Here is a 25,113-nt window from a genome sequence, read left to right as displayed (position 1 = left end):
GCGCGAAAGGGGGCAGGAATCGCCGAAGTTGCCGCATTCTTCACGCCCGCGCTACGGCCGCGTCACCCCGGCGGCCCCGTCGAAGGCGGTGAACGGGCACGTGGGAACGGCATGAAAGACTGTTGGCATGCTTCACGCGGTGGTCCCTGCAGGCGGTTCCGGAACCCGACTCTGGCCCCTGTCTCGTGCGCAACGACCCAAATTCCTGCTGCCCCTCACCGGCACCGAGTCCTCGCTGCTGCAATCGACCGTGGACCGGGTCCGGCTCCTGTCCGACCCCGACCGCGTCTATGTGGTCACCGGCGCGGCCCACGCCGTCGACGTGGCCCGCCAGCTCCCCGACGTGCCCGGGGACAACATCCTGGTCGAGCCCTCCCCGCGGGACTCGGCGGCCGCGATCAGCCTGGCCGCCGCCGTCATCGCCGAGCGCGACCCGACCGCCGTCATGGGCTCCTTCGCGGCCGACCACCTCGTGCAGGACGGCGGGGCCTTCGCCAAGACCGTCGAGCGCGCGATGGAACTGGCCGCCACCGGCCTGCTCATGACCATCGGCATCAACCCGACCGGCCCCGACATCGGCTTCGGCTACCTGCGCCTCGGCGCCCCGATCGGCCCGGGCTACCAGCTCGACGCGTTCGTGGAGAAGCCCGACCAGGTCTCGGCGGTCGAGTACGTCTCGGCCGGCAACTACCTGTGGAACGCCGGCATGTTCGTCTGGCGCGTCGACGTGTTCCTCGCCGAGCTCGCCCGCCACCGCCCCGCCCTCCACGACGCCGTGCGCACCCTCGCCGCCGCGTGGGACTCGCCCGGCCGCGAGGCCCTGTTCTCCCAGCTGTGGCCGACCCTCGAGAAGATCTCGATCGACTACGCCGTCATGGAACCCGCCGCCGCCGCCGGCAAGGTCGGCGTCGTCCCCGGCGACTTCGACTGGCACGACGTGGGCGACTACGACACCCTCGGCCAGGTCCTCAAGGCCGCCGACAAGGTCGGCAACGTCGTCGTGCGCGGCTCGGGCGAGGCGATCCTGACCGAGGCCAAGCGCAACGTCGTCGTCCCGGCGGCCGGCCGGCTCGTCGCCGCCCTCGGCGTGGACGACCTCATCATCGTCGACACCCCGGACGCCCTCCTGGTGTGCCCCAGGGACCGTGCCCAAGAGGTCAAGGCCCTGGTCGAGGAACTCAAGCAGGCGAATCGAACCGATCTGGTGTAATGGCCGCCATGCAGCTCGCTCCACGACGGCGCTCCGTGATCGCCGCCCTCCTCCTCGCCTGCGCCGCAGCGGTCATCGCGGTCGCGGTGTCCCAATGGCTGTTCGGTTTCGGGATCGACCCGCGCGACGACTCCCTGCGCCGCGCCGCCGGCCTCGGCTTCTCCGACGAGGCCCGCAGCACGCTCTTCTCGGTCCTGCCGGTCGCGCTCCCCGCCCTCGCCGCCCTCCTCGCGCCCGACACGCGACCCGGACGGGTGATAGCCCGCCTGACCCGTCTCGTCTACGTCGCCTATCTCGTTATCGGTGTACTGCTGGCGATATCGGCAGCACGGTACGGATTCGACGAGCCCAGGCAACTGGTTGAGGAAGGACAGGTCTTCATCGACACCCGCGCCGCCGCAGAGCGACTCGTGCTCGACACGGTGTGGTTGACGCTGGCCGTCATCGGCCTCGTCTTCACTCGATGGAGCGGAAAGCGCGAGCGATCCTCTAATTCGGAACCTGTCAAGACAAGTCCCCCACAAGCGTGAGTCTGAGGGGTCCTTCCATCATCCAGATCACTGTGCGCTATCGTCTGATATCGAACCGTTATCGAATAGCGATGAACACTCATCGTCCATAGAGATGAGTATGGCGGTGCGGCCCCATCTTCAGGCCGCCCGCGGGCACCGGGCTTCTTAGAGAAGCACAGCAATGCAGGACCGAGCGACACAGCGGGCGACCGGCGCGTCCGCAGCTGGGCCGTACGCGTTTTCAGGGGAGGGGACGCGTCCGACCCGGAGTCCCGAGTCCGCATGCCGATGCCGCGCAAGTGATTGCAAGGGGGGAGCACCGGGTTTCCGGTGCGCGAACGAGGAGGCGGACGCATATGGACGGCCGTGACTACTTGGCCGACCTGTTGGGTAACGTTCCGGAGTGGCAGGCTCGCGCATTGTGCGCGCAGACCGATCCGGAGGCGTTCTTCCCCGAAAAAGGGGGTTCCACGCGGGATGCGAAACGCATCTGCGCGCGGTGCGAGGTCAAAGAGAACTGTCTGCAGTACGCACTCGACCACGATGAGCGGTTCGGCATCTGGGGCGGGCTCTCGGAACGGGAGCGCCGCAAGATCAAGCGCCAGGCGCGCGAGGCCGCACGGCGTCGCACTGAGCGCATGCCGGTGGTGGTGTGCATGCCGAGCCCGATGATCAACCCCGCGCTGCCCGCGGAGACCGTCTTCGCGGCGGAACAGCGCCACGCCGAACCGGTCCTGGTCGGAGCCGGACTGGGGAACCAAGTGGGACTGATGGACGATCTGATCGGCGCCCGCAGGGGCGTGCCGGTCGGCGAACTGGTGGAGGAACCGGCGGTGCAGGAGCGCATCCCGGTCGCCGCATAACGAACACATCCCTACGAGCGAATCGAGCAGGGGGCGGGCCAGCGAAGTCCCGCCCCTTCGCCGTGCCCGGCGACCGGCGACCGGCGACCGGCGACCGGCGACCGGCGACCACGACCACGACCACGACCACGACCACGACCACGACCACGACCACGAAAGCGAAAGCGAAACGGGATATTCCCGGTTCGTCCCGCCGGGCCCCTCGGTTGAAAACCAACCGGTCGGTACGACACGGTCCGCTTCGAACAAGAGGCGAACCAGCCTCAGAACTCCAGCTCCTCCGGCGGCAGATTCAGCAACGAGGCCAACTGCTCGGCCAGAACGGAACGCACCAGCGCCTCCGCCTCGGCCCTGCTCTCGGCGCGCAGCTCGATCGGCCTGCGGTACAGCACGATCCGCGGCGAGGACGCGACCGTGCCCGGCTGCGCCGGGTACAGCTTCGAGAGCGGCACCCCGCGCTCCTCCACGATGTCCGCGTCGTACGCCTGCGTCTCCGGCGGCACCTCGTCCACCGCGAACTCGATGTGCCGCAGATCGGTGAACTTCGAGCCCAGCGACTCGGAGAGACGCCGCTCGATCGCCACCACCGAGTCCATCACCAACGCGTCGAACTGCTCGACAGGCGTGCGCCGCAGCGGCAGCGCGCCCGGCGCCAACGGACCCCGCATCCCCCGTCCGTGTCGATCTCTGCGCATGGGGCCACCTTAGCCTCCGCGTCCGACGATTTCGGTCCGCGCGATCCCCAATGGCGCGAATCCCCCTCCCAGCACTGTTCAGCGCCGCTGACTTCACCACCGCGGGTGGTAGTTTCGTGGGGTGAGGTCGGATCGGCGTTGCTCCCGGAACGGCTGCCGCCAGCCTGCGGTGGCCACTTTGACGTACATCTATTCGGATTCGACGGCTGTGGTCGGCCCGCTCTCGACGACGCGGGAGCCCCACAGCTATGACCTGTGTGATGCGCACGCCCGGCGCCTCACCGTGCCCCACGGCTGGGAGCTGGTCCGCCACCAAGGGGACTACGCGGTGCCCATGCCCACCGACGACGACCTGGTCGCGCTGGCCAACGCCGTCCGCGAAGCCGCCGTCGGCGAACGGCACGAGGTCGAACCGCCCGAAGCCCCCGCGATCGGCGGCGCCCGGTACGACGGCCCCGATCCGTCTCAGCGCCAAGGCCACCGCCCCGCCGCCCCGCAGATCGGTGCGAGGCGTCACCTCCGGGTGGTGTCCGGCGACGAGGACCTACAGCGCTAGTCTCGTCTCGGGGACGGCACGCCCGCGGCGAAGCTTGCGAACCGCGGACGAGACGGCGCCCCGACCGGTTCCGACACTGCGGAAAGGCGGCATCTGAGTGGCTCCGAAGCTCAGCGATTTCGTGAAGGCCTACGACGTGCGCGGACTCGTCGGTTCGCAACTCACCGCGGAGGTCATGGAGGCCATAGGGGCCGCGGCCGTCGCCGTGACCGGCGAGCGGACCTGGGCGGTCGGCCATGACATGCGCGACTCGGGCCCCGGCTTCGCCGAGGCCTTCGCGCGCGGCGCGACCCGCGCGGGCGCGAACGTCATCGAGGCCGGGCTCTGCTCGACCGACATGCTCTACTTCATCGCCGGGCAGCGGAACGTCGCCGGCGCGATGTTCACCGCCAGCCACAACCCGGCCGAGTACAACGGCCTGAAGATGTGCCTCCCGGCGGCGCGCCCCATCGGCCTCGACACCGGCCTCGCCGACATCCGCGACCGCGCCCAGGCCATCCTCGACGGCGAGCCGGCCCCCGCCGCGGACGAGCCGGGAACGGTCTCCCGGGAGGACTTCCTCGCGGCGTACGCCGACTACATGCGCGAACTGGTCGACCTCTCCAAGATCCGCCCGCTCAAGATCGTCGTGGACGCCGGCAACGGCATGGGCGGCCACACCGTCCCCGCCGTCCTCGGGGACCAGCTCCTCCCCGGCCTCCCCCTGGAGATCGACCCGCTCTACTTCGAACTCGACGGGACCTTCCCCAACCACGAGGCCAACCCGCTCGAACCGGCGAACATCGTCGACCTCCAGGCCCGGGTCAAGGAAGTCGGCGCGGACCTCGGCCTGGCCTTCGACGGCGACGCCGACCGCTGCTTCGTCGTCGACGCCCAGGGCGAGCCCATCACGCCGTCCGCGATCACCGCGCTCATCGCGACCCGCGAACTCGCCAAGCACCCCGGCAGCGCGATCTGCCACAACCTGATCTGCTCCAAGGCCGTGCCCGAGATCGTCGCCGAGCACGGCGGCCGCCCGCTGCGCACCCGCGTCGGCCACTCCTACATCAAGGCCGTCATGGCCGAGGAGGACGCGGTCTTCGGCGGCGAGCACTCCGGGCACTACTACTTCCGGGACTTCTGGTTCGCCGACACCGGGATGCTCGCGGCCATGCACGTCCTCGCCGCCGTCGGCGAGAGCGACCGCAGCGCCTCGGACCTGGCCGACGAGTTCGTCCGCTACGCGCCCTCCGGCGAGATCAACTCGGAGGTCGACGACCCCCGCGCGAAGATCGAGGAGGTCGCCGCCCGCTTCGAAGCCGACGAGGACGTCACGATCGACCGCCTCGACGGCCTCACCGTCTCGCTCGAAGACGGCTCCTGGGCGAACCTGCGCCCGTCCAACACCGAACCGCTGCTGCGCCTCAACGTCGAGGGCCCCGACAAGGCCTCGATGGAGCGACTGCGCGACGACATCCTCCGCACCGTAAGGAACTAGCCCATGCCCGCCACCGCGCCCAAGCCAGTCCTCCTGGAACTGCTGCGCTGCCCCGAACCCCACCACGCCCCGCTCGCGTACGACCGCGAGGACAACGCGCTCACCTGCTCGGAGTGCGCGAAGGTCTTCCGCGTCGAGGACGGCATCCCCGTGATGCTCCTCGACGGACCCGAGTAGGACGGCGACACCCTCGGCGACACTCGCCAGCCGAGACGTCGACGAGCCCCCGCTTTCAGGCGATCAGAAGGGGCGCACCGAAGTGCGGCCCCGGAGTGCAACCGGCCGGCGCCAGGCCAAGGAGGGACACACAGCATGGGTCTTGAGGAAGACGGCCTCGCCGGGATCACGGGCGACCGGCTCGCCGACGAGCGCCGCATCGAAGGCGATCTGAGCGAGTCGATCCGCCCCGGCGGCGCCCTGTGGGCGCTCGCCTCTGCCGGACCGCAGCTGCGCGAATCGGCGGCGCTCGCCGCCGACGCCGGGCTCGGCGCGCTCGCCGAGGAGGGCCGCCCCAGAGCGGTCGTCGTCGCGGGCGTCGGCACCGCCGCCCGCACGGGCGACATCCTCGCCACCGTGGCCGGGCCCCGCTGCCCCGTCCCGATCCTCGGGCACCGCTCCGCCGGCGTCCCCGGCTGGGTGGGCGCGGCGGACGTGGTCATCGCCGTCTCGGCCTCGGGTCGCAGCCCGGAGGCGCTCGCCGCCGCCGAGGCCGCCGCCCGCCGCGGCGCGCGCCTGGTCGCCATCGGCGCGCCCGACTCCGAACTCCAGGCGGTCGCCGAACGGGCGCGCGCCTCGTTCGTGGCGGTCCCGCGCCGCGCCCCCGCCCGGCTCAGCCTGTGGGCGCTCGCGGTCCCGGTCCTGCTGGCCGCGAGGGAACTCGGCCTGGTGAACCTCGTCGAGGCCGACATCGCCGAGACCGCGCGCCGGCTCGACGAGGACGCCGAGCGCTGCCGCCCGGACGCCGACGCGTACGTGAACCCGGCGAAGGAACTGGCGATGAACCTGGCCGGTTCGATCCCCGTCATCTGGGGTTCGAGCCCGCTCGCGGGCGTGGCCGCCCGCCGCTTCGGCGACATGCTCGCCGCGAACTCCCGCTACCCGGTGGTCTCCGGCGAACTCGGCGAGGTCGGGCGCGGCCGCGTCGGCCTCCTCGACGGCGTGTTCGGCTCGCTCGCCGAGGGGCAGACGGACATCTTCGCCGACCCCGAGGACGACGAGCTGACGCGGCTGCGGATCGTCCTCATGCGCGACGACGGCCTCGACGGCGACGACACCGGGCCCAAGCCCGACACGCGCCGCGCCGACGCCGTGGCCGACCTCGCCTCCCGGCGCGGCGTCCGCTGCGACGTGCTCCCGGCCGAAGGCGGCTGCTCGCTGGAGCGGCTCGCCTCGCTCATCGCCGTCCCCGACTTCGCGTCGGTGTACCTGGCGCTCGCGCACGGCCTCGACCCGATGCGCGTCCCGGCCGTCTCCGAGATGAAGGACGCGGCCCTCGGCTCCGACTGACGACAATTGAAGGCCCGCAAGTGGTTCGCGGCCGCGGACGGCGACGCCGTCCGCGGCCGTCCCGCTGTCGGGCGCACGCTTGCGGGGGACGGGCCGGGGTAACGGGGCGCGCGGGCCGAACCGATAGAGTTGAGGCCTTCAACCCGAACAGTGAGGAGGGGCGGTGCACGGGCTCTACGGCGTCATCCGCAACTACGCGTGGGGATCGCAGGTCGATCTGGCCAGGTTGCAGGGCCGCGAGGTCCCCGCCGACCTTCCCGAGGCGGAGGAGTGGTTCGGCGCGCACCACAACGCCCCTTCGACCCTCCACGACGGCCGTCCCCTGGACGACGCGATCGCCTCGGCCCCGGCGGACATGCTCGGCCGGCGGGCGCTCGACCGCTTCGGCCCGCGGCTGCCGTTCCTGCTGAAGCTGCTCGCCGCCGACAAGCCGCTGTCGCTCCAGGCGCACCCCAACTCGCGGCAGGCCCACTCGGGCCACCAGCGCGAGCTGCGCATCGGCATCGACGCGGCCTACCGCAACTACGTGGACGACAACCACAAGCCCGAACTGCTGGTGGCGCTCACCGAGTTCCGCGCGATGTGCGGCTTCCGCGAGCCGCTCGCGGCCGCCGCCGACATCGAGGCGCTCGGCGTCACCGAGCTAGAGCCGCTGGTGCGCACGCTGCGCGACCCGAAGGCCGGACTGCGCCGGGCCGTCCCGGACCTGCTGGGCCTGGGGCGCGAGGAGTGCCGCGGCATCATCGACGCCGCCGCGAAGGCGGCCTCGGACGTGGACACGCAGGACGCCGCCGACCTGGTGAACCTGGCCCGGTCCTACCCCGACGACCCGGGCGTCCTGGTGAGCCTGCTGCTCAACCACATCACCCTCCAGCCCGGCGAGGGCGTCTACATGCCGGCGGGCAACCTCCACGCCTACCTCAAGGGCTTCGGCGTGGAGGTCATGGCCGCCAGCGACAACGTGCTGCGCGGGGGCCTCACGAACAAGCGCGTGGACGTGCCGGAGCTGCTGCGGGTCCTGGACTTCCGCGCGATGGACGAGCCGCGGGCGCGCATCGAGGACGACGGGCCCGTGCGCTCGTGGCCGGTCCCGATCGACGACTTCGCGCTGCGGCGCGTCGAGCTCCGCGGCGACACGCAGACCCTCGCCGTCGACGGGCCGAAGATCTGCCTGAGCACCGGCGGGAGCGTCACCGTCGCCGACGACCGCGGCGAGGTGGCCCTGTCCCCCGGCCGCGCGGCGTTCTCGGCTGGCAGCGCCGGGCCGCTGGTGGTCTCGGGCGAGGGCGAGCTGTTCATCGCCAGCGCCTGATCGCTCCGAACGAAGACCGGCCCGACCGCTGATGTGCGCGGTCGGGCCGGTTCCCATCTGCAACGCGGGAATCTCGTTACTTCGTGAGCTTCTTCTGCACGTCGATGTCGCGGCACAGGCGGCGGTAGCCGACGGCTTCGTTGATGGCGATCATGTGGGCGTTCGACTCGGCGTTCCAGGTGTGCACGTACCGGAGCTTCGGCCGGTACTCGCGCAGGAGCCGCTGGTTGGCGATCTTGAGGATCGTCCCGAGGCGCCTGCCGCGGTGGGAGGGGTCCACAATGGTGTCGTTCTGACCCGCGTGCGTTTCGCTGCCGGGCGGGACCAGGATGTCGGTGAGGCCGGCGACCTCGCCGGACTCGACGTGGCGGACGGCGGCGGCGAGCTGGAGCTCGCCCCGGTCGGCGCGCACGCGCTCCTCGTCGCGGACCCGGGCGACGTCGTAGACGGCCGGTCGGATGTCCAGTTCCTCGCCCATCGGCGGGTCGGTGTACATGCGGGCGCGCATCGCGGCGATGCCCTCGACGATGTCGTCCGGGGCGTGGTTGACCCACTGGATCAGCTCGTACCCGGCGGCCTTGGCCCACGCGTCGGCGTACAGCTTCGCGAGGTCGTCGTCCTCGACGGCGAAGAGGTCGTTGCGGCGGTGGATCTCGTTGTCCACGGACGCGTACCCGCGGGCCTTGGCGAACTCGCGGCCGGCGTGGTCGAAGGCCGGCCCGCCCTCGACGGATTCGGCGACGCCGGCCAGGAGGGTGTCGCGGCCGCGTTCGGCGGCGCGCTGCTCGACGAACTCGACGAGGCGGGTGCCGACGCCGCGGCGGCGGCAGTCCGGGTGCACCTCGAGTTCGACGCTCACGAGGTGCTGGTTGTCCGTGAGGTAGAAGACCAGTTCGACGCTGCCGACCAGGACGCCGTCGAGGCGGGCGGCGTAGCGCTCGACGTCGACCGCCGATGCATGGAGCAGGAGGCGGAGCCGCTGATGCGACGGGCTGTAGGGCGCGTCGCCGGGCCGGTCGTGCGCGATGACGGCGTTCTGCATGGCGATCCACGCCCCGACGACTTCGGCGTCGAGGGGATCGATCGGGATGATGTCGATGTCACTCATGTCCCCCGTACCGTCCCGCACTTCGAGACCGGACGCAAACCGTTTTCGGGCGAGGGTGTGCAGCGCGCAAAAATGTGCCGGGCGGCCACCCCAGACCGCCCGGCACTCCCCCCGGTTTGGTATTCCCCCGCGTCATCGGCGATGGTTCGGGACCCTGTGGATCCCCGCACCTCCGTGACGCTGTGTATCTGCAATATTACCCACAGCCCCGACGGTGTCAAGTCGAATCACGGATCCCCGTGGATATTTTTCCGTGTCCCCCGCCACCGACGTCGTACTTCGAGGGCGACCGGCGCGGCGCGTAGCATTTCAACCATGACGAACACGCTGCGAGCCGACGATTACAAGGTCGCCGACCTGAAGCTGGCCGACTACGGCCGCCACGAGATCCGCCTGGCCGAACACGAGATGCCCGGCCTGATGGCCTTGCGCGAGCGCTACGGCGCGGCCCGTCCTCTTGAGGGTGCCCGCATCACCGGGTCTCTACACATGACGATTCAGACCGCCGTCCTCATCGAGACGCTCACGGCCCTCGGCGCCCGCGTCCGCTGGGCTTCGTGCAACATCTTCTCCACCCAGGACCACGCCGCCGCCGCGATCGCGGTCGGGCAGGGGACTCCCGAAGACCCGCAAGGGGTTCCGGTGTTCGCCTGGAAGGGCGAGACCCTGGAGGAGTACTGGTGGTGCACCGAGCGCGCCCTCGACTGGGGCGACGAGGAGCCGAACCTGATCCTCGACGACGGCGGCGACGCCACGATGCTCGTGGTCAACGGCGCCAAGTACGAGGCCGCGGGCGCCGTCCCGGGCGTCGACGCCGCCGACAGCGAGGAGGAGGCCGTGGTGCTCGCGCTGCTCGCCCGCTCACTGGGGGACGACCCGACGCGCTTCTCCCGCAAGGCCGAAGCGATCAAGGGCGTCACCGAGGAGACCACCACCGGCGTGCACCGCCTCTACGAGATGCAGCGCGATGGGCGCCTGCCGTTCCCGGCGATCAACGTGAACGACTCGGTGACCAAGTCGAAGTTCGACAACAAGTACGGCGTGCGCCACTCCCTCATCGACGGCATCAACCGCGCCACCGACGTGCTCATCGGCGGCAAGGTCGCCGTGGTCTGCGGGTACGGCGACGTCGGCAAGGGCTCGGCCGAGTCCCTGCGCGGCCAGGGCGCCCGGGTGATCGTCACCGAGATCGACCCGATCTGCGCGCTCCAGGCGGCGATGGACGGCTACGAGGTGCTGACCCTCGAAGACGCCGTCGAGTACGCCGACATCTTCATCACCACCACCGGCAACCGCGACATCATCACGATCGACCACATGCGCCGGATGAAGCACCAGGCGATCGTCGGCAACATCGGCCACTTCGACAACGAGATCGACATGGCCGGCCTCGCCGCCGAGCCGGGCGTCAAGAAGCTCGAGGTCAAGCCGCAGGTCCACGAGTGGCAGTTCGCCGACGGACACTCGATCATCGTGCTCAGCGAGGGCCGCCTCCTCAACCTGGGCAACGCGACCGGGCACCCGAGCTTCGTGATGAGCAACAGCTTCACGAACCAGGTGCTCGCCCAGATCGAGCTGCACACCAGGCTGGACCAGTACCCGATCGGGGTCTACACGCTGCCGAAGAAGCTCGACGAAGAGGTCGCGCGCCTGCACCTGGACGCGCTCGGCGTCAAGCTGACGAAGCTGAACAAGAAGCAGGCCGACTACATCGGCGTGGAAGTGGAAGGCCCGTTCAAGCCCGACCACTACCGGTACTGAGCGAAGCGACCGCGGCGCAGTAGGCATTGAACGGAGCCGACGGCCCACTGCCGCGGCGCCGCCGTTGCGAGACGAGGGAAAGCGGTCCGGACCGAGAGGTCCGGGCCGCTTTCGCGGCTACTCCGTCTCGACGACGTCGCGGGCGATCTCGGCGATCGCCTCGACGATCGGGATGCCCTCCACGTCGTCGACCGCACCGCTCGTGAGGACGGCCATCTTCACCGGCTCGCCGCCCTCGCCGCCCAGGACACCGATCGAGTTCACCACCCACAGCCCGTCCAGCTGCGACTCGACGTCCCAGCCGTTCTTGAGCCAGACCGTCTCGCCTTCCGCGGCCGCGGCCGAGACGCCCCACGCCTGCTCCTCGATCACGCCGCCCATGAGCTCCCGGCTCAGGTCCACCTGCTCGGCGTCGAGGACGCCGCGGTCGCTGAAGAGGGCGAGGTCGGTCAGGATCAGCTGGTCCGAAGCGCTCGACCAGCCCACGCCCCAGCGGCCCTCCGCGTCGGGCGTCGTGTCCTGGAGGCCGTACCGGGCGTGCGCGGCCACGAGCGCGTCCACGCCGCCGAGGTAGTTGTAGAGCGTCGTCGCCGCGCGGTTCTTCGACTCGGTGATCATGAGGTGCAGCAGTTCCCGGTGGTCCTCGGGGATCGCGTCGACCGCCCCCCAGTACTCCTGGACCATCGCCAGAATCTCCACTTTGACGATGGAGGCGGTGATGTGGGTCCGGCCGGGGTTGTAGTCCAGGCGGCGCTCCCCGCGCTCGACGGCCACGGACGCCTCGACCTTCGTGCCGGTGTCCGCGAGGTACGCGTCGATCCGGGTCGTGAGGTCGGCTTCGAGTTCCTCGCGGGAGGGCCCGAAGAAGGGCAGGCCCAGCTCCTCGGCGTTCGCGGCGACCGTGGTGGCCGCGCCCGCGCCCGCGAGCACGACGGCGGGCACGCCGAACCGCAGCAGATTGCGGCGGCTGGGAGTCAAGCGGCGAGAGGACGGTTCGCTTTTGCGGATCATTCCTGCGAGGCTACGGAACCGGTCGAGTGCGAGTCAACGCCCCAGGAACGGAAAGTCCGATCGATCGGAGTCGGAAATCTCATAGGGCCACGAAGCAACGCAAAGCACGCCGAGGGGCGTGCGGCCGTCGGCCGCACGCCCCTCGCTCGCATTGCTCTAGTACGTCGGCAGGCTCGGGTCGACCTGGTTGATCCAGCCGAGCACGCCGCCCTGCACGTGGACCGCGTTCTTCAGACCGGCGGCCTTCGCCGCGGCCAGCGCCTCGGCGGAGCGGACGCCCGCCTTGCAGTAGAACACGGCCTGGCGCTCGGTCGGCAGATCGGCCAGCGCGGCGCCGGAGACGATCTCGCCCTTGGGGATCAGCCGCGAACCGGGGATGCGCACGATCTCGTACTCGGCGGGCTCGCGCACGTCGATGAGGTCGATGTCGCGGCCTTCCTTGATCCACGTCTCCAGTTCGCGGGCGGTGATCGTGGAGCCGATGACGGCCTCGGCGGCCTCGTCGGTGACCGAACCGCAGAAGTCCTCGTAGTCGATGAGCTCCTTGACGGTGGCGTTCGGGCCGCAGACCGCGCAGTTCGGGTCCTTGCGGACCTTGATCTTGCGGTAGGTCATCTCCAGCGCGTCGTAGACCATGAGCGAGCCGACGAGCGGGTCGCCGACGCCGGTGAGGAGCTTGATGGCCTCGGTGACCTGGATGGAGCCGATCGAGGCGCACAGCACCCCGAGGACGCCGCCCTCGGCGCAGCTCGGCACCATGCCGGGCGGCGGGGGCTCGGGGTAGAGGCAGCGGTAGCACGGGCCCTGGTCGGCCCAGAAGACCGAGGCCTGGCCGTCGAAGCGGTAGATCGAGCCCCAAACGTACGGCTTCCCGAGCAGCACGGCGGCGTCGTTCACCATGTAGCGCGTGGCGAAGTTGTCGGTGCCGTCGACGATGAGGTCGTACTGCTCGAAGATCTCGAACACGTTGTCGTTGTCGAGCACCGTGTTGTGGATGACGACGTCGACGTACGGGTTGATCTCGCGGATCGAGTCGGCGGCGGACTCGGCCTTGGGGCGGCCGACGTCGGACTGGCCGTGGATGATCTGGCGCTGGAGGTTCGACTCGTCGACGGTGTCGAACTCGGCGATGCCGATCGTGCCGACCCCGGCGGCTGCCAGGTACATCAACGCGGGGGACCCGAGGCCGCCCGCGCCCACACAGAGCACCTTGGCGTTCTTGAGTCGTTTCTGACCGTCCATGGCGACGTCGGGGATGATGAGGTGGCGCGAATAGCGGCGCACCTCGTCGACCGACAGCTCTGAGGCTGGTTCGACCAGCGGCGGCAAACTCATATGGTCAATAATGCATGTCCACTGGCTGGATATTCCACCGGGAAGCGCGGTGTGCGGTTCTTCACCCGCGTGGGACGGTTCGTCCCACGTTCCGGGACTCCTGCGGTCAGCGGTCGACGAAGTCGTCCGGAGGGAGGTCCGGGCCGCCGTAGTCCCCGACCGGGCCGGAGACGTAGGTCGTGCCGTCCGGGTAGGGCCAGGCGTTGCCGACGCAGCCGGCGAGCTGATAGGTCTGCTGGGCCATCACCGGCGAGAGCGCGCCGTCTTGAGGGCAGACCTCGTGGCCGTGGCCGAGCCGGTGGCCCACTTCGTGGTTCACGGCGTACTGCCGGTAGGCGTCGAGCGTGCCGTCCCAGTGCTCGACGCCGGTGATCCAGCGGGCCGAGTTGATGACGACGTTGTCGCCGTTGCGGCACGAGACCGTCGTGTTCTGCGAGCCGCAGAGCAGCGCGCGCTGCTCGGGGCTGGCGAGGTAGACCGTGAAGTCGGCGTTGCCGCCCTCCCCGACCTGCTCGAAGCGCCAGCCGCCCCCGGCGGTCCAGGAGCGCGGGTCCGCGAGGGTCGCGTGGACGAACGCGCCGAACTCGGCCGCGTCGAGCGCGAGCCCGTCCTCGACCGCGACGTTGTACGTCAGGAGCGTCCCGGCGGAGCCGACGACCGCGGCGCTCACCGGCTCGGCGTAGGTCCAGGTGCCGGTGCCGGAGAAGTACAGCGGCGGCGTCGCCTGCGTCTCGGCCGGAGCCTCCGCGGAAGCGATGTCCGAAGGGGACGGATCGGCGACGGTCGTGGGCGGGATCCGCTCGTCCTGGTCGAAGGCCTGGGGCTTCTCGGCGTCGGCGGCGCCGAGGGCGAAGTACAGCCCCGTGCCCGCCATGAGGATCAGGATGGCGAAGAACACGAGGCGCCGCCGTTTGCGGAGCCTGCGGTTGCGTTGCAGCCGTCCCACCCGTCCCTCAGTCACACGGCGAGTCTAGGACAGACGAAGGCCTGAGGGGCTCAACCCCGGAGGTCGGTGTGGCCCCGTTCGTGTTCACATCACGGACAGAGCGTCGTCCGCCGTGTCCGGTTCGACCTCGCTGGCGTCGTCGAGCAGGGCGACCATCGCGCGCGCCACGGTGTGCGGGTGCTCCATCATCGCCACGTGGCCGGTGCGGTTGAGGATGAGCAGCCGCGAGTCGGGGATGGCCAGCGCCGTGGGCGGGGCGAGGCGGACGTCGATCACCTTGTCCTGCTTGCCCCAGATGACGAGCGTGGGGCATGCGATCTTCTTGGCGAGCCGCCACAGCGAGTGCGTGCCGGGCACGAACGACTGGAAGAAGGAGGCCATGAGCCCCCGGTAGGTCTGGATGTAGGCGCTGGAGTTCCACGGGACCGCCAGTCGGCGGCGGGCCTCGGAGATCGCCTCGCGGCGGCGCTGCGGGTGGACGCGCGTCGGGTCGGCCCAGGTGCCGAGGTAGATGTCGTTCACGACCTGCTCGGGGGTGCGGCCGCGCATGAGCCGGTCGGCGATGCGGGCCATGTTCGGGACCGCGAGCATCGGCACGAACCGCGACTGGTGCGAGCGGCGCGGGTTCGCGAACGGCATCGCGGGCGACACGAGCGTGAGGGTGCGCACGAGGCCCGGGCGGGTGGCGGCGAGATAGACCGAGACGGCCCCGCCGAGGGAGTGGCCCGCGAGATGGACCGGGCCGCGGCCGGACTCGACGATCCAGGCGGCGACGTCCTGCGCCAGTAGCGGGATGGTGACGCGCGGCGCGGGGGCCGATTGGCCGAAGCCCGGCAGGTCGACCGCGTCGACCGCGAGGCGGTCGGAGAGCGCGTCGGCGAGGTCCGTCCAGTTCTGCGCGGAGCCCCCGAGCCCGTGGACGAACACGGCGGGCTCGGCGTTCGGCGCGGTCGGCGGGGTGTGCCGGATGAACAGCCGACGGCGGCTGAGCTGGTGTTCGATGCCGGGCCACGGCGGGTGCGGGCGGGTCGGATTCCGAACCCCGCCCGCCTCCGCGAGACGTGCCCGTTTCATGTGTCCTAGTGTGACACTTCGCCCGCCAGCGCGCCCAATGTAGCCGAAACCACCGCACGGGAACGCTCGGCCGTGACCACGGAGGCCCCCGAGAGGCGGCGCACGGAGCGGCCGTCGAGCCACAGGATGACGACGACGGCGGTCTTCACCGGTCCAGTGGGGACGATCGACGCGTGCTCGACCTCGACGCGGACGTCGCTCTCGCCGAGCCGCGGACGCAGGGCCTCCACGGTCGCGGCCGCGGCGGCGTGGTGGATGTGCCAGTCGATCGGCGGGACGGCCACCTTGCCGGTGGACTCGGTGTCGCCGAGCGCGAGGGTGACGCTGACCTCGGCTTCGAGGCCGGCGGACTCGATCTCGACGCGGCGCAGTTCGACCGGCCCGATGTTCGCGACCTCGACGTCGGTGGAGGGCGACTCCACCTGGCCGTGGAGCTCCTCGCCGGGCTCGTCGGAGGACTGCGGGCCGGGCTCGACGGCGCGCTGCTCGGCGACCACGGCCGAGACGACGGCGTGGACCTCGTCGGGGTCGACCCCGTCCTCGAGTTCGAGGCGCAGACTGGAGGCGCCGTCGGGGGCGGTCACGTGGAAGGCGTCGCGGACGCCGGGGACCTGGCGGACGGCCTCGACGAGGCGCGCGGATTCGGGGTCGTTCACGTCTTTCTCTACGGTCGCGGGAGGCGTGGGCTCGGCGATCGGCGGCCGGTTCCGCGGCGACGAGCGCAGCGGGGCCTGCTCGGTCACGGGCGGACTCGGGACCGCCGGGGGCGAGACCTCCGTGACCGGCGGCGGTGGCTGGACCGGGAACTGCTCGGTCTGCTGCTCGGCGACGGAGACCTGGGCCTGCGGGCCGGGCCCGTTCGGGGGCGGCGTCGCGGCGGGCCGCGGCGGGACCTCGATGGGGCCGGTGTGCGGCGGCTGGGCCGGACCGCGGCCCTGCGAGTGCTCCTGGTTCACGTCCGGCGCCGCGGGCGGTGCCGGGGTCTCCTGAGGCGCGGCGGGCGGGGGCGGCGCACTGTGGTGCTGGTCGGCGGGCGGCGCGTGGCGTTCGGGGCGAACGGCGGGCGGGGCGCTGAACTCGCGCTGAGCGGCCGGCGGCGCACTGTACTGCTGGTCGGCGACCGGTTCCCGGTTGCCGCCCGGCGGCGCGCCGTGCTCACGGTTCGCTCCGGGCGGTGCGCTGTACTCCTGATTCGCCCCTGGCGCGGCGCCGCGCTCACGGTTCGCCCCCGGCGGGGCGAACTGCTGGTTGGCGGGCGGCGCGCTCGGCATGGCCTGCTGCGGAGCGCTGTAGAACTGCTGCGCGGGGGCGTTCTGGTCCTGCTGCGGGACGCCGTAGTCCTGGTTCCCGCCGGGGGGCGCGAACTCCTGGTTCGGCTGCGGCGGCCCCTGGTTCGGTTGCTGCTGCGGGGCGGCGTAGTCGCCGGGCATCGGCGGGGCGCTGTATCCGGGGTGCTGCTGCGGGGGGCTGTACTGCTGGTTCGCGCCCGGCATCGCGCCGTGCTCCTGGTTCGTTCCGGGAGGTGCGCTGTACTCCTGATTCGTTCCAGGAGGCGCGCTGTACTCCTGGTTCACGCCGGGAGGCGCGCTGTGTTCATGGTTCGCCCCTGGCGGCGCGAACTGCGACTGCTGCTGCGCTTGCTCGGACGGGAATCCTTGGGGGCCTTGAGATTGCTGCGGTGCGGGCGGGATCGGCTCGAACTGGTCGCCGGGCGAGGGGCGGCGGGTGGCCGGGACCATCGGGCCGGTCTCGGCGATCTCGACCGGCACGTTCGGGACCTGCCCGGTGGGGTCCTCGCTGTAGCGGTGGCGGCGTCCCCGATCCGGATCGAAGCGGTACTGCTCGGGCGCCTGGCCCGTCCCCTGCCGGGACTCCTCGGCGGCCTCGGGAGCCTCGTCGGCGGGCGGGCCCCACGACCTGCCGATGCGCCTGCGAGCGGGCCGGTCCTCCCCGCTCGGACGCTGCGGCTCATCCGGTCGGTTCTGGTCATACACCACTAGACAACTCCTTCATATTCCCGCCCTCAAGGTACCGTGGCGCGGCCAGTGACTCGAACCCGCGTTTGTCGCCCCCGTACGCTGGGAGACTGTATTCAGGTTTCCGTAAACTTCGTTCAGGTCGCAAGAGCGGGCCACTGACGGATGACCGACATGTGCCGAAGAGAGGTGCCGAGGTGAACAGCGCTGGTGAGGGCCGGGTCCGACTGCCCAGAAGCGAACGCCGGGCACAGTTGCTGCAGGCCGCGCAGGACGTCTTCGTGTCCAAGGGCTACCACAGCACCTCGATGGACGACATCGCCGAGAACGCCGGGGTCTCGAAACCCGTGCTGTACCAGCACTTCACGTCGAAGCTGGAGCTCTACCTGGCGCTGCTCGACGGTCGAGCGGCCGAGCTGGTCGAACAGGTGCGGCACGCCCTCGACTCTACTGAGGACAACAAGGAGCGGGTCAACCGGGCCATGCGCGCCTACTTCGACTTCGTGGACGCCCAGGGCGAGGCGTTCCGGCTCGTCTTCGAGTCCGACCAGCGCAACGACCCCGAGGTGTCGGAGCGGGTGCTGAAGATGGAGGCCGACTGCGTGGCGGCGATGGCCGACACGATCATGGCCGACACCCACGTCGACAAGGCCCGCGCCGAACTCCTGGCGACCGGCCTCCTCGGGAACGCCGAGGTCGCCGCGAGGAAGTGGATCGCCTCGGGCCGCGCCATCCCGAAGGACGAGGCCGTGCAGCTCATGAGCGCCCTCGCGTGGCGCGGGATTTCGCACTTCCCGCGAGGCGAAGCCGAGCCAGGGGAGCATGAGCTCAGCCCGCGAGGCGAAGCCGAGCCAGGGGAGCATGAGCACAGCCCGCGAGGCGAAGCCGAGCCAGGGGAGCATGAGCTCAGCCCGCGAGGCGAAGCCGAGCCAGGGGAGCACGAGCACAGCCCGCGAGGCGAAGCCGAGGAACGCTGAGGAGGCGGGAGCCCTGCCGAGTCGACCGCTCGCGACCGGCGCCGCTTCGCGAACGTGAAACAGACCACGGTGCCGCCGCGCCCCGTTCGCTATCGGCGCACTGCGCGGTGCCGGACCCCGGCGGCCCCCGCGAGTAGTCTTGCATCCGTCTAGACGTCAGAGTATTTCGATTGAGGAGGGCCCGTGGAGGTCAAGATCGGTGTCCAGTACGCCCCACGCGAACTGGTGTTGGAGAGCAAGCTGTCGCCGAAGGACCTGTCCGAGACGATCGACCAGGCCGTCGAGAACGGCGGGGTCCTTCGGCTCGAGGATGAGAAGGGTCGCCAGGTGATCGTCCCGGTCGAGAAGATCGCCTACGTCGAGATCGCCGCGACGAACGTCCGATCGGTCGGCTTCACCGTCGACGCCTGAGCCTGCGAAGGCCCGAGCGGTGAACGAGAAGCGCGGCGCCGTCGACGCCTGAGCCGCGGAAGCGTCGAACGGTGAAGCGCAAGGGCGCCGTCCACGCCTGAGCCTGCGAAGGCCCGGGCGGGCCGCACGGCGACGCCTGATCAGGAGTACAGCAGAGGCCCGGAGCAGCCCGCTCCGGGCCTTGCGTCTGCCGCTGCGGGCCCTACCGCGCCTGCAGCACGGTGAACGGGGCCGATCCCGAGACGGGGACGTCGCCGTTCAGCACCTCGTCCGGGGTCGTGAAGACCCGGTACAGCGTCGAGTTCGCCACGATGATCACCGGTTCGCCGCGGGGCAGGCTCGACCCCACGGGCTCGGCCGGGTTGGCGGCGATCTCCGTGATCGGCGGGAACGCCACGGTCCCCGCCTGCGGTTCGATCCGCGAGTTGTCGATCGCCACGTTGAACAGCTTGTAGTCCTCGCGGTTCCCCGCGACCCACAGGAAGTTCTCCGAGCTCCAGGCCACGTCCGACACGTCCTCGATGCCCGTGCCGACCGGCTCCGACTGGCCGGCGGAGATGTTCCCGTCCGCGTCCAGGAACAGCGGGGCGACCCATGCGAGGCCGTCCTCGACGTAGGCCAGGCGCCGGCCGTCGGCCGAGAGCGCCAGCGCGGTCACCTGGTCCCCCGCGGCGAGGGGCTGGATCGTGCCCGTCCGCGGCACCACCGCGATCGGCACGCCGTCGTCGACGACGATCACGGTGCCGTCGCCGAGCCACTGCGGGTCGGTGAGCGCCCCGTCGACGCCGCTGACGGGACGCACGCCGGTCACCGCGTCTCCCGTCTGGAGGACCTCGCCGCCGGAGCCCGCGGTGATCGCGGCGATCCGGCCGCCTGATCCGACCGCGACCTGCCGGAGGCCGGGCATGGTGAACCCGACCCACGGGTGGTCCGCGTCGGTCCTGGTGACCCCTTCGTCGCTCGTGTACTGCCACACGGTCTCTTCGGCGATGAAGTAGGCGGTCTCGGGCAGTTCCGCGGGAATCGCGTTCCAGTCGCGCCAGTCCATGCGGGTGCCCCGGGCCCGCTCCTCGCCGTCGGCGGTGAGCACGAACTCGCCGTCGAGGCCGAGGCTCCAGGCGACTTCGGCGGCGATGGCGTCCGCGACGTCGTCCTCGACCTCCGCGCCGAGCGAGAGGTCGACCTGGAGGACGCCGTCCTGTTCTGCGATCTTGCCGACGGTGCTGGGCGGGATCGCGTTGCCCGCGGCCTGCTTGGCGAATTCCGAGGGGCCGAGGACGAGCCAGTCGAGGAGGAGCTTCCGGCGGGTGCCGGCGTTGAGGTCGCCGTAGATCCACCGCAGGTCGGGGACGAGGAGTTCGGCCTCTCCCGCCTGGAAGTACAGCGGCGCCTGCTCGTAGGACGCGGTGAAGTAGTCGTAGTCCAGCGCGACCTGCGTGGGAAGGGTGGTCATCTCCCAGGTGTCGCCGACGCCGTCACGCTGGAGGGTGAAGATCTCGCTGTAGTCGGTCGAGGTCGGGGGCACGCGGACCGTTCCGTCTTCGCGGTATATGCCGACGACCGAACCGGTGACGGTGACCGTGGCCGACTCGAGGGCCCCCGCGTCCTCGATGGAGAACGCGAGGTCGTCGAGGAGGCGGATGCCGTCGCCGGGGCCGGAGAACTGCTCGTCCTCGCTGGCGGTGAAGCGCTGCAGGCGGTCGTCGCGGCTGGCGGGGTCGCCGGCGGCGGCCTTGTAGAAGTTGGCGACCGTGACCGCGGCGTCCTCGGTCGGGTCGAAGGACTCGGGGCTCACCCCGGAGGACTGGTCGAAGTCCGTGGGGGCGTCGCCGATGACGTCGGGCGCCCTGCCCGTGGGGATGCCGCACGCCGAGAGGGCCCAGACGGTGCCGATCGCGGTCGCGGCGGCGAGACTAGTCCTGCGTCGCATGCGGTGCCTCCTTCGGTTCCTCGAAGCGCAGGGGGATCGGCGAGGTGATGACCCGGTTGCCGGCCTGCAGCGGGAGGGTGAGCACGAACAGCGTGCCCTTGCCGGGTTCGCCGGCGGCCTTGAGGGTCCCGGAGTGGAGCTTGGCGTCTTCGAGGCTGATGGCGAGGCCGAGGCCGGTCCCGCCGGTCTTGCGGTTGCGGGAGGGGTCGGCGCGCCAGAACCGGTCGAAGACGCGGTCGGCGTGGCCGGGTTTGAGGCCGACCCCGTGGTCGCGGACGGCGACGGCGACGGCCGTGTCGCTCTCGGCGACGCGGATCTCGACGGGTCGGCCTTCGGCGTGCTCGATCGCGTTGGAGACGAGGTTGCGCAGGATGCGCTGCACGCGCCGGGGGTCGACCTCGGCGATGACGCGGCGGGGCGGCTTCTCCACGGTGACCTCGACGCCGCATTCGCCCGCGAGGCGGGACAGGCCGGTCACGACGTCCTCGGCGATGCGGCCGACGTCGACGGCGTCCACTTCGAGCGACGCGAACCCGGAGTCGAAGCGGGAGATCTCGAGCAGCTCCTGAAGCAGGTCCTCGAACCGGTCGATCTCGTGCTGGAGGAGTTCGATGGAGCGCTTGGTGACCGGGTCGAAGTCGTCGCGGTTGTCGTAGAGCAGGTCCGCGGCCATGCGGATGGTCGCGAGCGGGGTGCGCAGCTCGTGGGAGACGTCGGAGGTGAAGCGCCGCTGCATCATCGACATCTCTTCGAGGCGGCGGATCTGGCTCTGGAGGTTCTCGGCCATGAGGTTGAAGGATCCGGCGAGGCGGGCGAGGTCGTCGGAGCCGCGCACTTCCATGCGTTCGTGGAGGAGGCCTGCGGCGAGGCGCTGCGAGGTGCGGGCGGCCTCCCGCACGGGCGTGACGACCAGCCGTGTCACGAGCGCGGCGATGACGCCGAGGAGCAGGACGAGGGCGACCCCGGCCAGAGCGAGGTTGGTGCGCAGGAGGCTGATGGCGTCCTGCTGCGACTCCAGCGGGTAGAACGCGTAGATCTCGTACCCGATGCCGACGTCGATGTAGGAGCCGACGACCAGGTACGGCAGGAAGTCGCCGTCGCCCTCGACGTCCAAGTCCGCGTACTGGCTCGCGACCTTCCGGTCGGCGACGGCCGCTTGGAGGTCGTCGCTCGACCGGACGTCGCCGGCGATCGGGTGCGTCTTGGTCACGTCGCCGTCGGCGGTGCGCAGCATGATGTACGGCGCGTACGCGGGGTCCTCGGCCAGCTCGTTCGCGATCTGCTGCAGGGTGGTGGCGAGCGCGGTGTCCGAGGAGGAGGAGTAGGTGCCCAGCTGCTCGGCGGCGCGCTCGGCGGCGTTCCCGGTCTCGTCGACGGCCGTGTCCTGGCGTTCGTCGAGCAGGCCCGAGGTCACCGACCCGGCCACCACGAAGCTGAAGATGAGGACGAGGATCGTGGACGCGATCAGGGTGGAGGCGACGACCCGCAGTTGCAGCGAGGCGGCGAACCGTTCGATCAGCGGTCGCGAGACGCGGTCCGCGACGCGGGCGGCGCCTTGGCCGAGGCGACGCAGCCACACCGGCCTCGGGCGAGGCCGGCTCTGATCCGGTTTCACTAGCCCAATCCGGCTTTGTACCCGACGCCGCGCACGGTCTGGATGAGCTGGGGGCGCTCGGGGTCGGGCTCGATCTTCGCGCGCAGGCGCTGGACGTGGACGTTCACCAGGCGCGTGTCGGCCGAGTGCCGGTAGCCCCAGACCTGCTCCAGGAGCACCTGCCGGGTGAAGACCTGGCGGGGCTTGCGGGCGAGGGCCACGAGCAGGTCGAATTCGAGCGGCGTGAGCTTGACTTCGGCGCCGTTGAGGGTGACCTGGTGGGCGGGCACGTCGATCTGGACCTGGAGGCCGGGCTTGCCGATCTCCAGGCGCTCGGGCGTGACGTCGTCGCCGCGGCGCAGGCGCGCGCGGATGCGGGCGACCAGCTCCTTGGGCTTGAAGGGCTTGACGATGTAGTCGTCGGCGCCCGATTCGAGGCCGAGGACGATGTCGACGGTGTCCGACTTGGCGGTGAGCATGACGATGGGCACGCCCGATTCGCCGCGGATCGCCTTGGCGACGTCGATGCCGCTCATGCCCGGGAGCATGAGGTCGAGCAGGACGATGTCGGGCCGGTGCTCCTTGAACGCGGCGAGCGCCTTCTCCCCGTCGGTGACGAAGGTGGGGGTGAAGCCTTCGGTCCGGAGGATGATGCCGAGCATCTCCGCCAGGGCCGGGTCGTCGTCAACGACGAGTACACGTGCTCTCATGGACACCAGTTTTCCACCTCGCTAAAGGCTAGAGCACCACGGGTGGACTCCCGTGGTGCTCTAACTGTAACGACTAACCGACGGACTTGACGGCCTCCGCGGGCTCGGGCTTGGCGGCACGTGCGGGGTCGGTGCCAGCGGCGATGGCCTCGAAGGGTTCGCGCCCTGCCTGAATTTCACCGAGCTGGACCATTTCGCGCTTCGTGAAGAAGCCGACGATCCAGTCCGCGAGGATGCGGCCCTTGCGGCCGGTGCCGGGCACGCGCGACAGGTGGTAGCCGCGGTGCATGAGCCATGCGAGCAGGCCCTTGGCCTTGAAGCCGTAGGTGTTGGCGACGCCCTTGTACAGGCCGAGGCCGGCGACCGAGCCGATGTACTTGTGCTCGTACGGCTTGAGTTCGCGGCCGACGTGCTTGGCGTACACGTTGTCGGCGAGGATGCGGGCCTGGCGGACGGCGTGCTGCGCCGAGGGCGAGCACCAGTCCATCGGGAAGTCCGAGGTGTCCGGCACCTGGGTGGAGTCGCCGGCGCCCCAGGCGCCTTCCACGACTTCGCCGACGGTGTCGGTGCCGGCCTCGACGCCCGTGGCGACCTGGAGGCGCGTGTTGCACTCGAGGTGGCCCCGGGGGCCGACCGGCAGGTCGGACTGCTTGATGAGCGGGTGCGGCATGACCCCGGCGGTCCAGATGATGGTGTCGGAGTCGAACTCCTCACCGTCGGTGAGGACGACGTGGCCGCCCTCGCAGGACTTGAGGGTGGTGCCGAGGCGGATGTCGACGCCACGCCGGGTGAGCTGGCGGGCGGCGTACGCGCCCATCTCCGGACCCACCTCGGGCAGGATCTTGTTCGCGTACTCGACGAGGTACCACTTGATCTCGGAGGCGTCGAGCATCGGGTAGTTCTTCACGATGTTCGCCGTGAGGTCCTCGAGCTCGCCGAGGGTCTCGGCGCCGGCGAAGCCGCCGCCGACGGTGAGGAACGTGAGGGCCTTGCGGCGCACGTCCGGGTCCTCGGTCGTGGCGGCGATGTCGAAGCGCTGGAGCACGTGGTTGCGCAGCCAGATGGCCTCGCCCATCGACTTGATGCCGATGGCCGTGTCGGCCAGACCGGGGATGGGCAGGGGCCGGGAGACGGAGCCGGGGGCGACGATGACCTCGTCGTACTCGACCTCGCGGGTGGGACCGGCGAAAGGCTGCACGGTGAGCTTGCGCTCGGCGTGCTTGATCTCGGTGACCGCACCGGTGAGGATGGTGCAGTGCTTGAGGGCCTGTCGGAGCGGCACAACACCGTGTCGCGGGGAGATGGAGCCAGCAGCCGCCTCGGGCAGGAACGGCTGGTAGGTCATGTGCTGGTTGGGGTCGATGACCATCAGTTCAACTTGACCGCGCTTGATGTCGCCCTTCAGCAGCTTGCTCAAGCGTTCGGCAACGTAAAAACCGACGTGACCGGCACCTATCACGGCTATACGTTTCACGCGTTCAATTCTGGCCTTACTCAGGGGTTCTTGTGTAGTGAACGCGCGAGGACGTAGATCACGGTGACCGCGGCCACGATGCCGGCGGCGGCGACGAGTCCAGCGGCGAGTCCGGTGAAATACGCGGTGAACAGGGCCAGGGTACCGGCGAGGGCCACTGTCGACGCGAGCACGAGCCCCAGGTGGCGACCCCAGGTGTGCATGATCTCACCGTCCATTGCGGTAGTCGTTCGGAACCGCTGCGTCACCGTGGCGGCCGAGTGGGCGGTGTACAGCAGGCACGCCAGGGCGGCGGCCGTCCACAGGGAGGGGTCGCCTTCGTTGAGAGCGCCGTTGAGCAGCCAGGCGACGATGACGAACAGGATCGCCGCGGTGGGCGCGATCCCGCCCGGCAGCAGTGCGGCCGCGGCCGCGAAGAGCGCCGCGGCGGCGATGTAGCCCGCGGCCGCGGCCCACTCGGACGGGACGGCGAGCTCGGCGGCGAGGAACAGCGGCAGCGCGACCGCGAGCCGCAGCAGGACCGGCCCGGGGGCGACGCGCCGGGCCCACGAGAGCCCGCCGCGCCTGCCGGCCCGGAGGCGGTGCCGGGCGCCCTCGGCGAGGGCCTGGACGAGGCCGCGCTGGACATCGCTCATTTATGACTCGCAAGCTTCGTCAAGGATGCTCATTTATGCC

At 70.6% G+C, this 25,113-nt stretch carries 21 protein-coding genes and 2 pseudogenes; 11 read left to right on the top strand and 12 right to left on the bottom strand.

Features of this window, described 5'->3' with window-relative positions; translation table 11 throughout:
• Positions 1 to 127: 127 nt before the first annotated feature.
• From K3N28_RS07270 to K3N28_RS07260, 3 genes and pseudogenes are all read left to right on the top strand, one after another.
• On the top strand, positions 128 to 1,210 hold the full coding sequence (locus tag K3N28_RS07270; protein ID WP_228091819.1) for a mannose-1-phosphate guanylyltransferase: 1,083 nt from the start codon (positions 128 to 130) through the stop codon (positions 1,208 to 1,210).
• The gene (locus K3N28_RS07265) at positions 1,210 to 1,740 is read left to right on the top strand and encodes a hypothetical protein (RefSeq protein ID WP_228091818.1); all 531 of its coding nucleotides are present in this window, start codon (positions 1,210 to 1,212) and stop codon (positions 1,738 to 1,740) included. The genes K3N28_RS07270 and K3N28_RS07265 overlap by 1 nt, the downstream gene beginning before the upstream one ends.
• A gap of 338 nt (positions 1,741 to 2,078) precedes the next feature.
• Positions 2,079 to 2,330, top strand: a pseudogene (locus tag K3N28_RS07260) (WhiB family transcriptional regulator); the annotation flags it as partial.
• A gap of 518 nt (positions 2,331 to 2,848) precedes the next feature.
• Here the strand turns inward: K3N28_RS07260 and K3N28_RS07255 are convergent.
• Positions 2,849 to 3,280, bottom strand: coding sequence for a metallopeptidase family protein (locus K3N28_RS07255; RefSeq protein ID WP_228091817.1), 432 nt, complete (start codon positions 3,278 to 3,280; stop codon positions 2,849 to 2,851).
• Positions 3,281 to 3,401: 121 nt separating this feature from the next.
• Between K3N28_RS07255 and K3N28_RS07250 the strand changes: the two genes are divergently transcribed.
• The 5 genes from K3N28_RS07250 (at position 3,402) to manA (ending at position 8,131) form a co-directional block, all read left to right on the top strand.
• Positions 3,402 to 3,836, top strand: a complete 435-nt coding sequence (locus tag K3N28_RS07250) for a DUF3499 domain-containing protein (RefSeq protein ID WP_228091816.1) — start codon at positions 3,402 to 3,404, stop codon at positions 3,834 to 3,836.
• Between the two features lie 97 nt (positions 3,837 to 3,933).
• Complete coding sequence (locus K3N28_RS07245; RefSeq protein ID WP_228091815.1) at positions 3,934 to 5,313, top strand: phosphomannomutase/phosphoglucomutase; 1,380 nt, start codon at positions 3,934 to 3,936, stop codon at positions 5,311 to 5,313.
• A 3-nt stretch (positions 5,314 to 5,316) separates the two neighbouring features.
• Complete coding sequence (locus K3N28_RS07240) at positions 5,317 to 5,490, top strand: Trm112 family protein (protein ID WP_228091814.1); 174 nt, start codon at positions 5,317 to 5,319, stop codon at positions 5,488 to 5,490.
• 135 nt (positions 5,491 to 5,625) lie between these two features.
• Positions 5,626 to 6,819, top strand: a complete 1,194-nt coding sequence (locus tag K3N28_RS07235; protein ID WP_228091813.1) for an SIS domain-containing protein — start codon at positions 5,626 to 5,628, stop codon at positions 6,817 to 6,819.
• A 163-nt stretch (positions 6,820 to 6,982) separates the two neighbouring features.
• Positions 6,983 to 8,131: a mannose-6-phosphate isomerase, class I gene (manA, locus tag K3N28_RS07230; RefSeq protein WP_228091812.1), complete on the top strand. Its 1,149-nt coding sequence runs from the start codon at positions 6,983 to 6,985 to the stop codon at positions 8,129 to 8,131.
• Positions 8,132 to 8,207: 76 nt separating this feature from the next.
• On the opposite strand, the gene K3N28_RS07225 is transcribed toward manA, so the two are convergent.
• Positions 8,208 to 9,239, bottom strand: coding sequence for a GNAT family N-acetyltransferase (locus tag K3N28_RS07225; protein ID WP_228091811.1), 1,032 nt, complete (start codon positions 9,237 to 9,239; stop codon positions 8,208 to 8,210).
• Positions 9,240 to 9,554: 315 nt separating this feature from the next.
• Here K3N28_RS07225 and ahcY point away from each other — a divergent pair, with 315 nt between their 5' ends.
• Entirely contained in the window at positions 9,555 to 11,000 is a 1,446-nt protein-coding gene (ahcY, locus tag K3N28_RS07220) for an adenosylhomocysteinase (RefSeq protein WP_228091810.1), read from the top strand.
• Positions 11,001 to 11,117: 117 nt separating this feature from the next.
• On the opposite strand, the gene K3N28_RS07215 is transcribed toward ahcY, so the two are convergent.
• The 5 genes from K3N28_RS07215 to K3N28_RS07195 all read right to left on the bottom strand — a co-directional run bounded on the left by K3N28_RS07215 (position 11,118) and on the right by K3N28_RS07195 (position 17,363).
• Positions 11,118 to 12,011 carry a serine hydrolase gene (locus tag K3N28_RS07215; protein ID WP_228091809.1) on the bottom strand — a complete coding sequence of 298 codons (894 nt, stop codon included), beginning with the start codon at positions 12,009 to 12,011 and terminating at the stop codon, positions 11,118 to 11,120.
• A gap of 156 nt (positions 12,012 to 12,167) precedes the next feature.
• Entirely contained in the window at positions 12,168 to 13,346 is a 1,179-nt protein-coding gene (gene moeZ, locus K3N28_RS07210) for an adenylyltransferase/sulfurtransferase MoeZ (protein ID WP_228091808.1), read from the bottom strand.
• 106 nt (positions 13,347 to 13,452) lie between these two features.
• Entirely contained in the window at positions 13,453 to 14,307 is an 855-nt protein-coding gene (locus tag K3N28_RS07205; RefSeq protein WP_228091807.1) for a DUF3152 domain-containing protein, read from the bottom strand.
• Between the two features lie 69 nt (positions 14,308 to 14,376).
• Positions 14,377 to 15,366: an alpha/beta fold hydrolase gene (locus K3N28_RS07200; protein WP_228091806.1), complete on the bottom strand. Its 990-nt coding sequence runs from the start codon at positions 15,364 to 15,366 to the stop codon at positions 14,377 to 14,379.
• A gap of 5 nt (positions 15,367 to 15,371) precedes the next feature.
• Positions 15,372 to 17,363, bottom strand: coding sequence for a hypothetical protein (locus K3N28_RS07195; RefSeq protein ID WP_228091805.1), 1,992 nt, complete (start codon positions 17,361 to 17,363; stop codon positions 15,372 to 15,374).
• A 176-nt stretch (positions 17,364 to 17,539) separates the two neighbouring features.
• Here K3N28_RS07195 and K3N28_RS07190 point away from each other — a divergent pair.
• Together K3N28_RS07190 and K3N28_RS07185 are read left to right on the top strand one after the other, a co-directional pair.
• Positions 17,540 to 18,151 (top strand): annotated as a pseudogene (locus K3N28_RS07190) (TetR/AcrR family transcriptional regulator); the annotation flags it as partial.
• Positions 18,152 to 18,502: 351 nt separating this feature from the next.
• A complete protein-coding gene (locus K3N28_RS07185; RefSeq protein WP_228091803.1) occupies positions 18,503 to 18,730 on the top strand; it encodes a DUF3107 domain-containing protein in 228 nt (75 codons plus the stop codon).
• 202 nt (positions 18,731 to 18,932) lie between these two features.
• On the opposite strand, the gene K3N28_RS07180 is transcribed toward K3N28_RS07185, so the two are convergent.
• From K3N28_RS07180 to K3N28_RS07160, 5 genes are all read right to left on the bottom strand, one after another.
• Positions 18,933 to 20,660 (bottom strand): LpqB family beta-propeller domain-containing protein, encoded by a 1,728-nt coding sequence (locus K3N28_RS07180; RefSeq protein ID WP_228091802.1) that lies wholly within the window; start codon positions 20,658 to 20,660, stop codon positions 18,933 to 18,935.
• Positions 20,644 to 22,239, bottom strand: coding sequence for an MtrAB system histidine kinase MtrB (mtrB, locus tag K3N28_RS07175; RefSeq protein ID WP_228091801.1), 1,596 nt, complete (start codon positions 22,237 to 22,239; stop codon positions 20,644 to 20,646). Before mtrB ends, K3N28_RS07180 begins: the two co-directional genes overlap by 17 nt.
• Positions 22,240 to 22,274: 35 nt before the next feature.
• On the bottom strand, positions 22,275 to 22,964 hold the full coding sequence (gene mtrA, locus K3N28_RS07170; RefSeq protein ID WP_030155693.1) for an MtrAB system response regulator MtrA: 690 nt from the start codon (positions 22,962 to 22,964) through the stop codon (positions 22,275 to 22,277).
• Positions 22,965 to 23,037: 73 nt separating this feature from the next.
• Positions 23,038 to 24,438, bottom strand: a complete 1,401-nt coding sequence (locus K3N28_RS07165) for an FAD-dependent oxidoreductase (protein ID WP_374209707.1) — start codon at positions 24,436 to 24,438, stop codon at positions 23,038 to 23,040.
• Between the two features lie 20 nt (positions 24,439 to 24,458).
• A complete protein-coding gene (locus K3N28_RS07160; RefSeq protein WP_228091800.1) occupies positions 24,459 to 25,073 on the bottom strand; it encodes a hypothetical protein in 615 nt (204 codons plus the stop codon).
• Between the last annotated feature and the right edge of the window lie 40 nt (positions 25,074 to 25,113).

The sequence above is a fragment of the Glycomyces sp. TRM65418 genome, from assembly GCF_019710475.1.
Taxonomy (GTDB): domain Bacteria; phylum Actinomycetota; class Actinomycetes; order Mycobacteriales; family Micromonosporaceae; genus Glycomyces.
Note: the sequence above shows the minus strand (reverse complement) of the source record. Positions and strands in the feature narration are given on the sequence as shown.

Excerpts from the sequence above, each read along its gene's own strand:
- K3N28_RS07270 (WP_228091819.1), top strand. The coding sequence starts at position 128 with ATGCTTCACGCGGTGGTCCCTGCAGGCGGTTCCGGAACCCGACTCTGG.
- K3N28_RS07265 (WP_228091818.1), top strand. The coding sequence starts at position 1,210 with ATGGCCGCCATGCAGCTCGCTCCACGACGGCGCTCCGTGATCGCCGCC.
- K3N28_RS07255 (WP_228091817.1), bottom strand. The coding sequence starts at position 3,280 with ATGCGCAGAGATCGACACGGACGGGGGATGCGGGGTCCGTTGGCGCCG.
- K3N28_RS07240 (WP_228091814.1), top strand. The coding sequence starts at position 5,317 with ATGCCCGCCACCGCGCCCAAGCCAGTCCTCCTGGAACTGCTGCGCTGC.
- K3N28_RS07235 (WP_228091813.1), top strand. The coding sequence starts at position 5,626 with ATGGGTCTTGAGGAAGACGGCCTCGCCGGGATCACGGGCGACCGGCTC.
- K3N28_RS07225 (WP_228091811.1), bottom strand. The coding sequence starts at position 9,239 with ATGAGTGACATCGACATCATCCCGATCGATCCCCTCGACGCCGAAGTC.
- ahcY (WP_228091810.1), top strand. The coding sequence starts at position 9,555 with ATGACGAACACGCTGCGAGCCGACGATTACAAGGTCGCCGACCTGAAG.
- K3N28_RS07215 (WP_228091809.1), bottom strand. The coding sequence starts at position 12,011 with ATGATCCGCAAAAGCGAACCGTCCTCTCGCCGCTTGACTCCCAGCCGC.
- moeZ (WP_228091808.1), bottom strand. The coding sequence starts at position 13,346 with ATGAGTTTGCCGCCGCTGGTCGAACCAGCCTCAGAGCTGTCGGTCGAC.
- K3N28_RS07200 (WP_228091806.1), bottom strand. The coding sequence starts at position 15,366 with ATGAAACGGGCACGTCTCGCGGAGGCGGGCGGGGTTCGGAATCCGACC.
- K3N28_RS07180 (WP_228091802.1), bottom strand. The coding sequence starts at position 20,660 with ATGCGACGCAGGACTAGTCTCGCCGCCGCGACCGCGATCGGCACCGTC.
- mtrA (WP_030155693.1), bottom strand. The coding sequence starts at position 22,964 with ATGAGAGCACGTGTACTCGTCGTTGACGACGACCCGGCCCTGGCGGAG.
- K3N28_RS07160 (WP_228091800.1), bottom strand. The coding sequence starts at position 25,073 with ATGAGCGATGTCCAGCGCGGCCTCGTCCAGGCCCTCGCCGAGGGCGCC.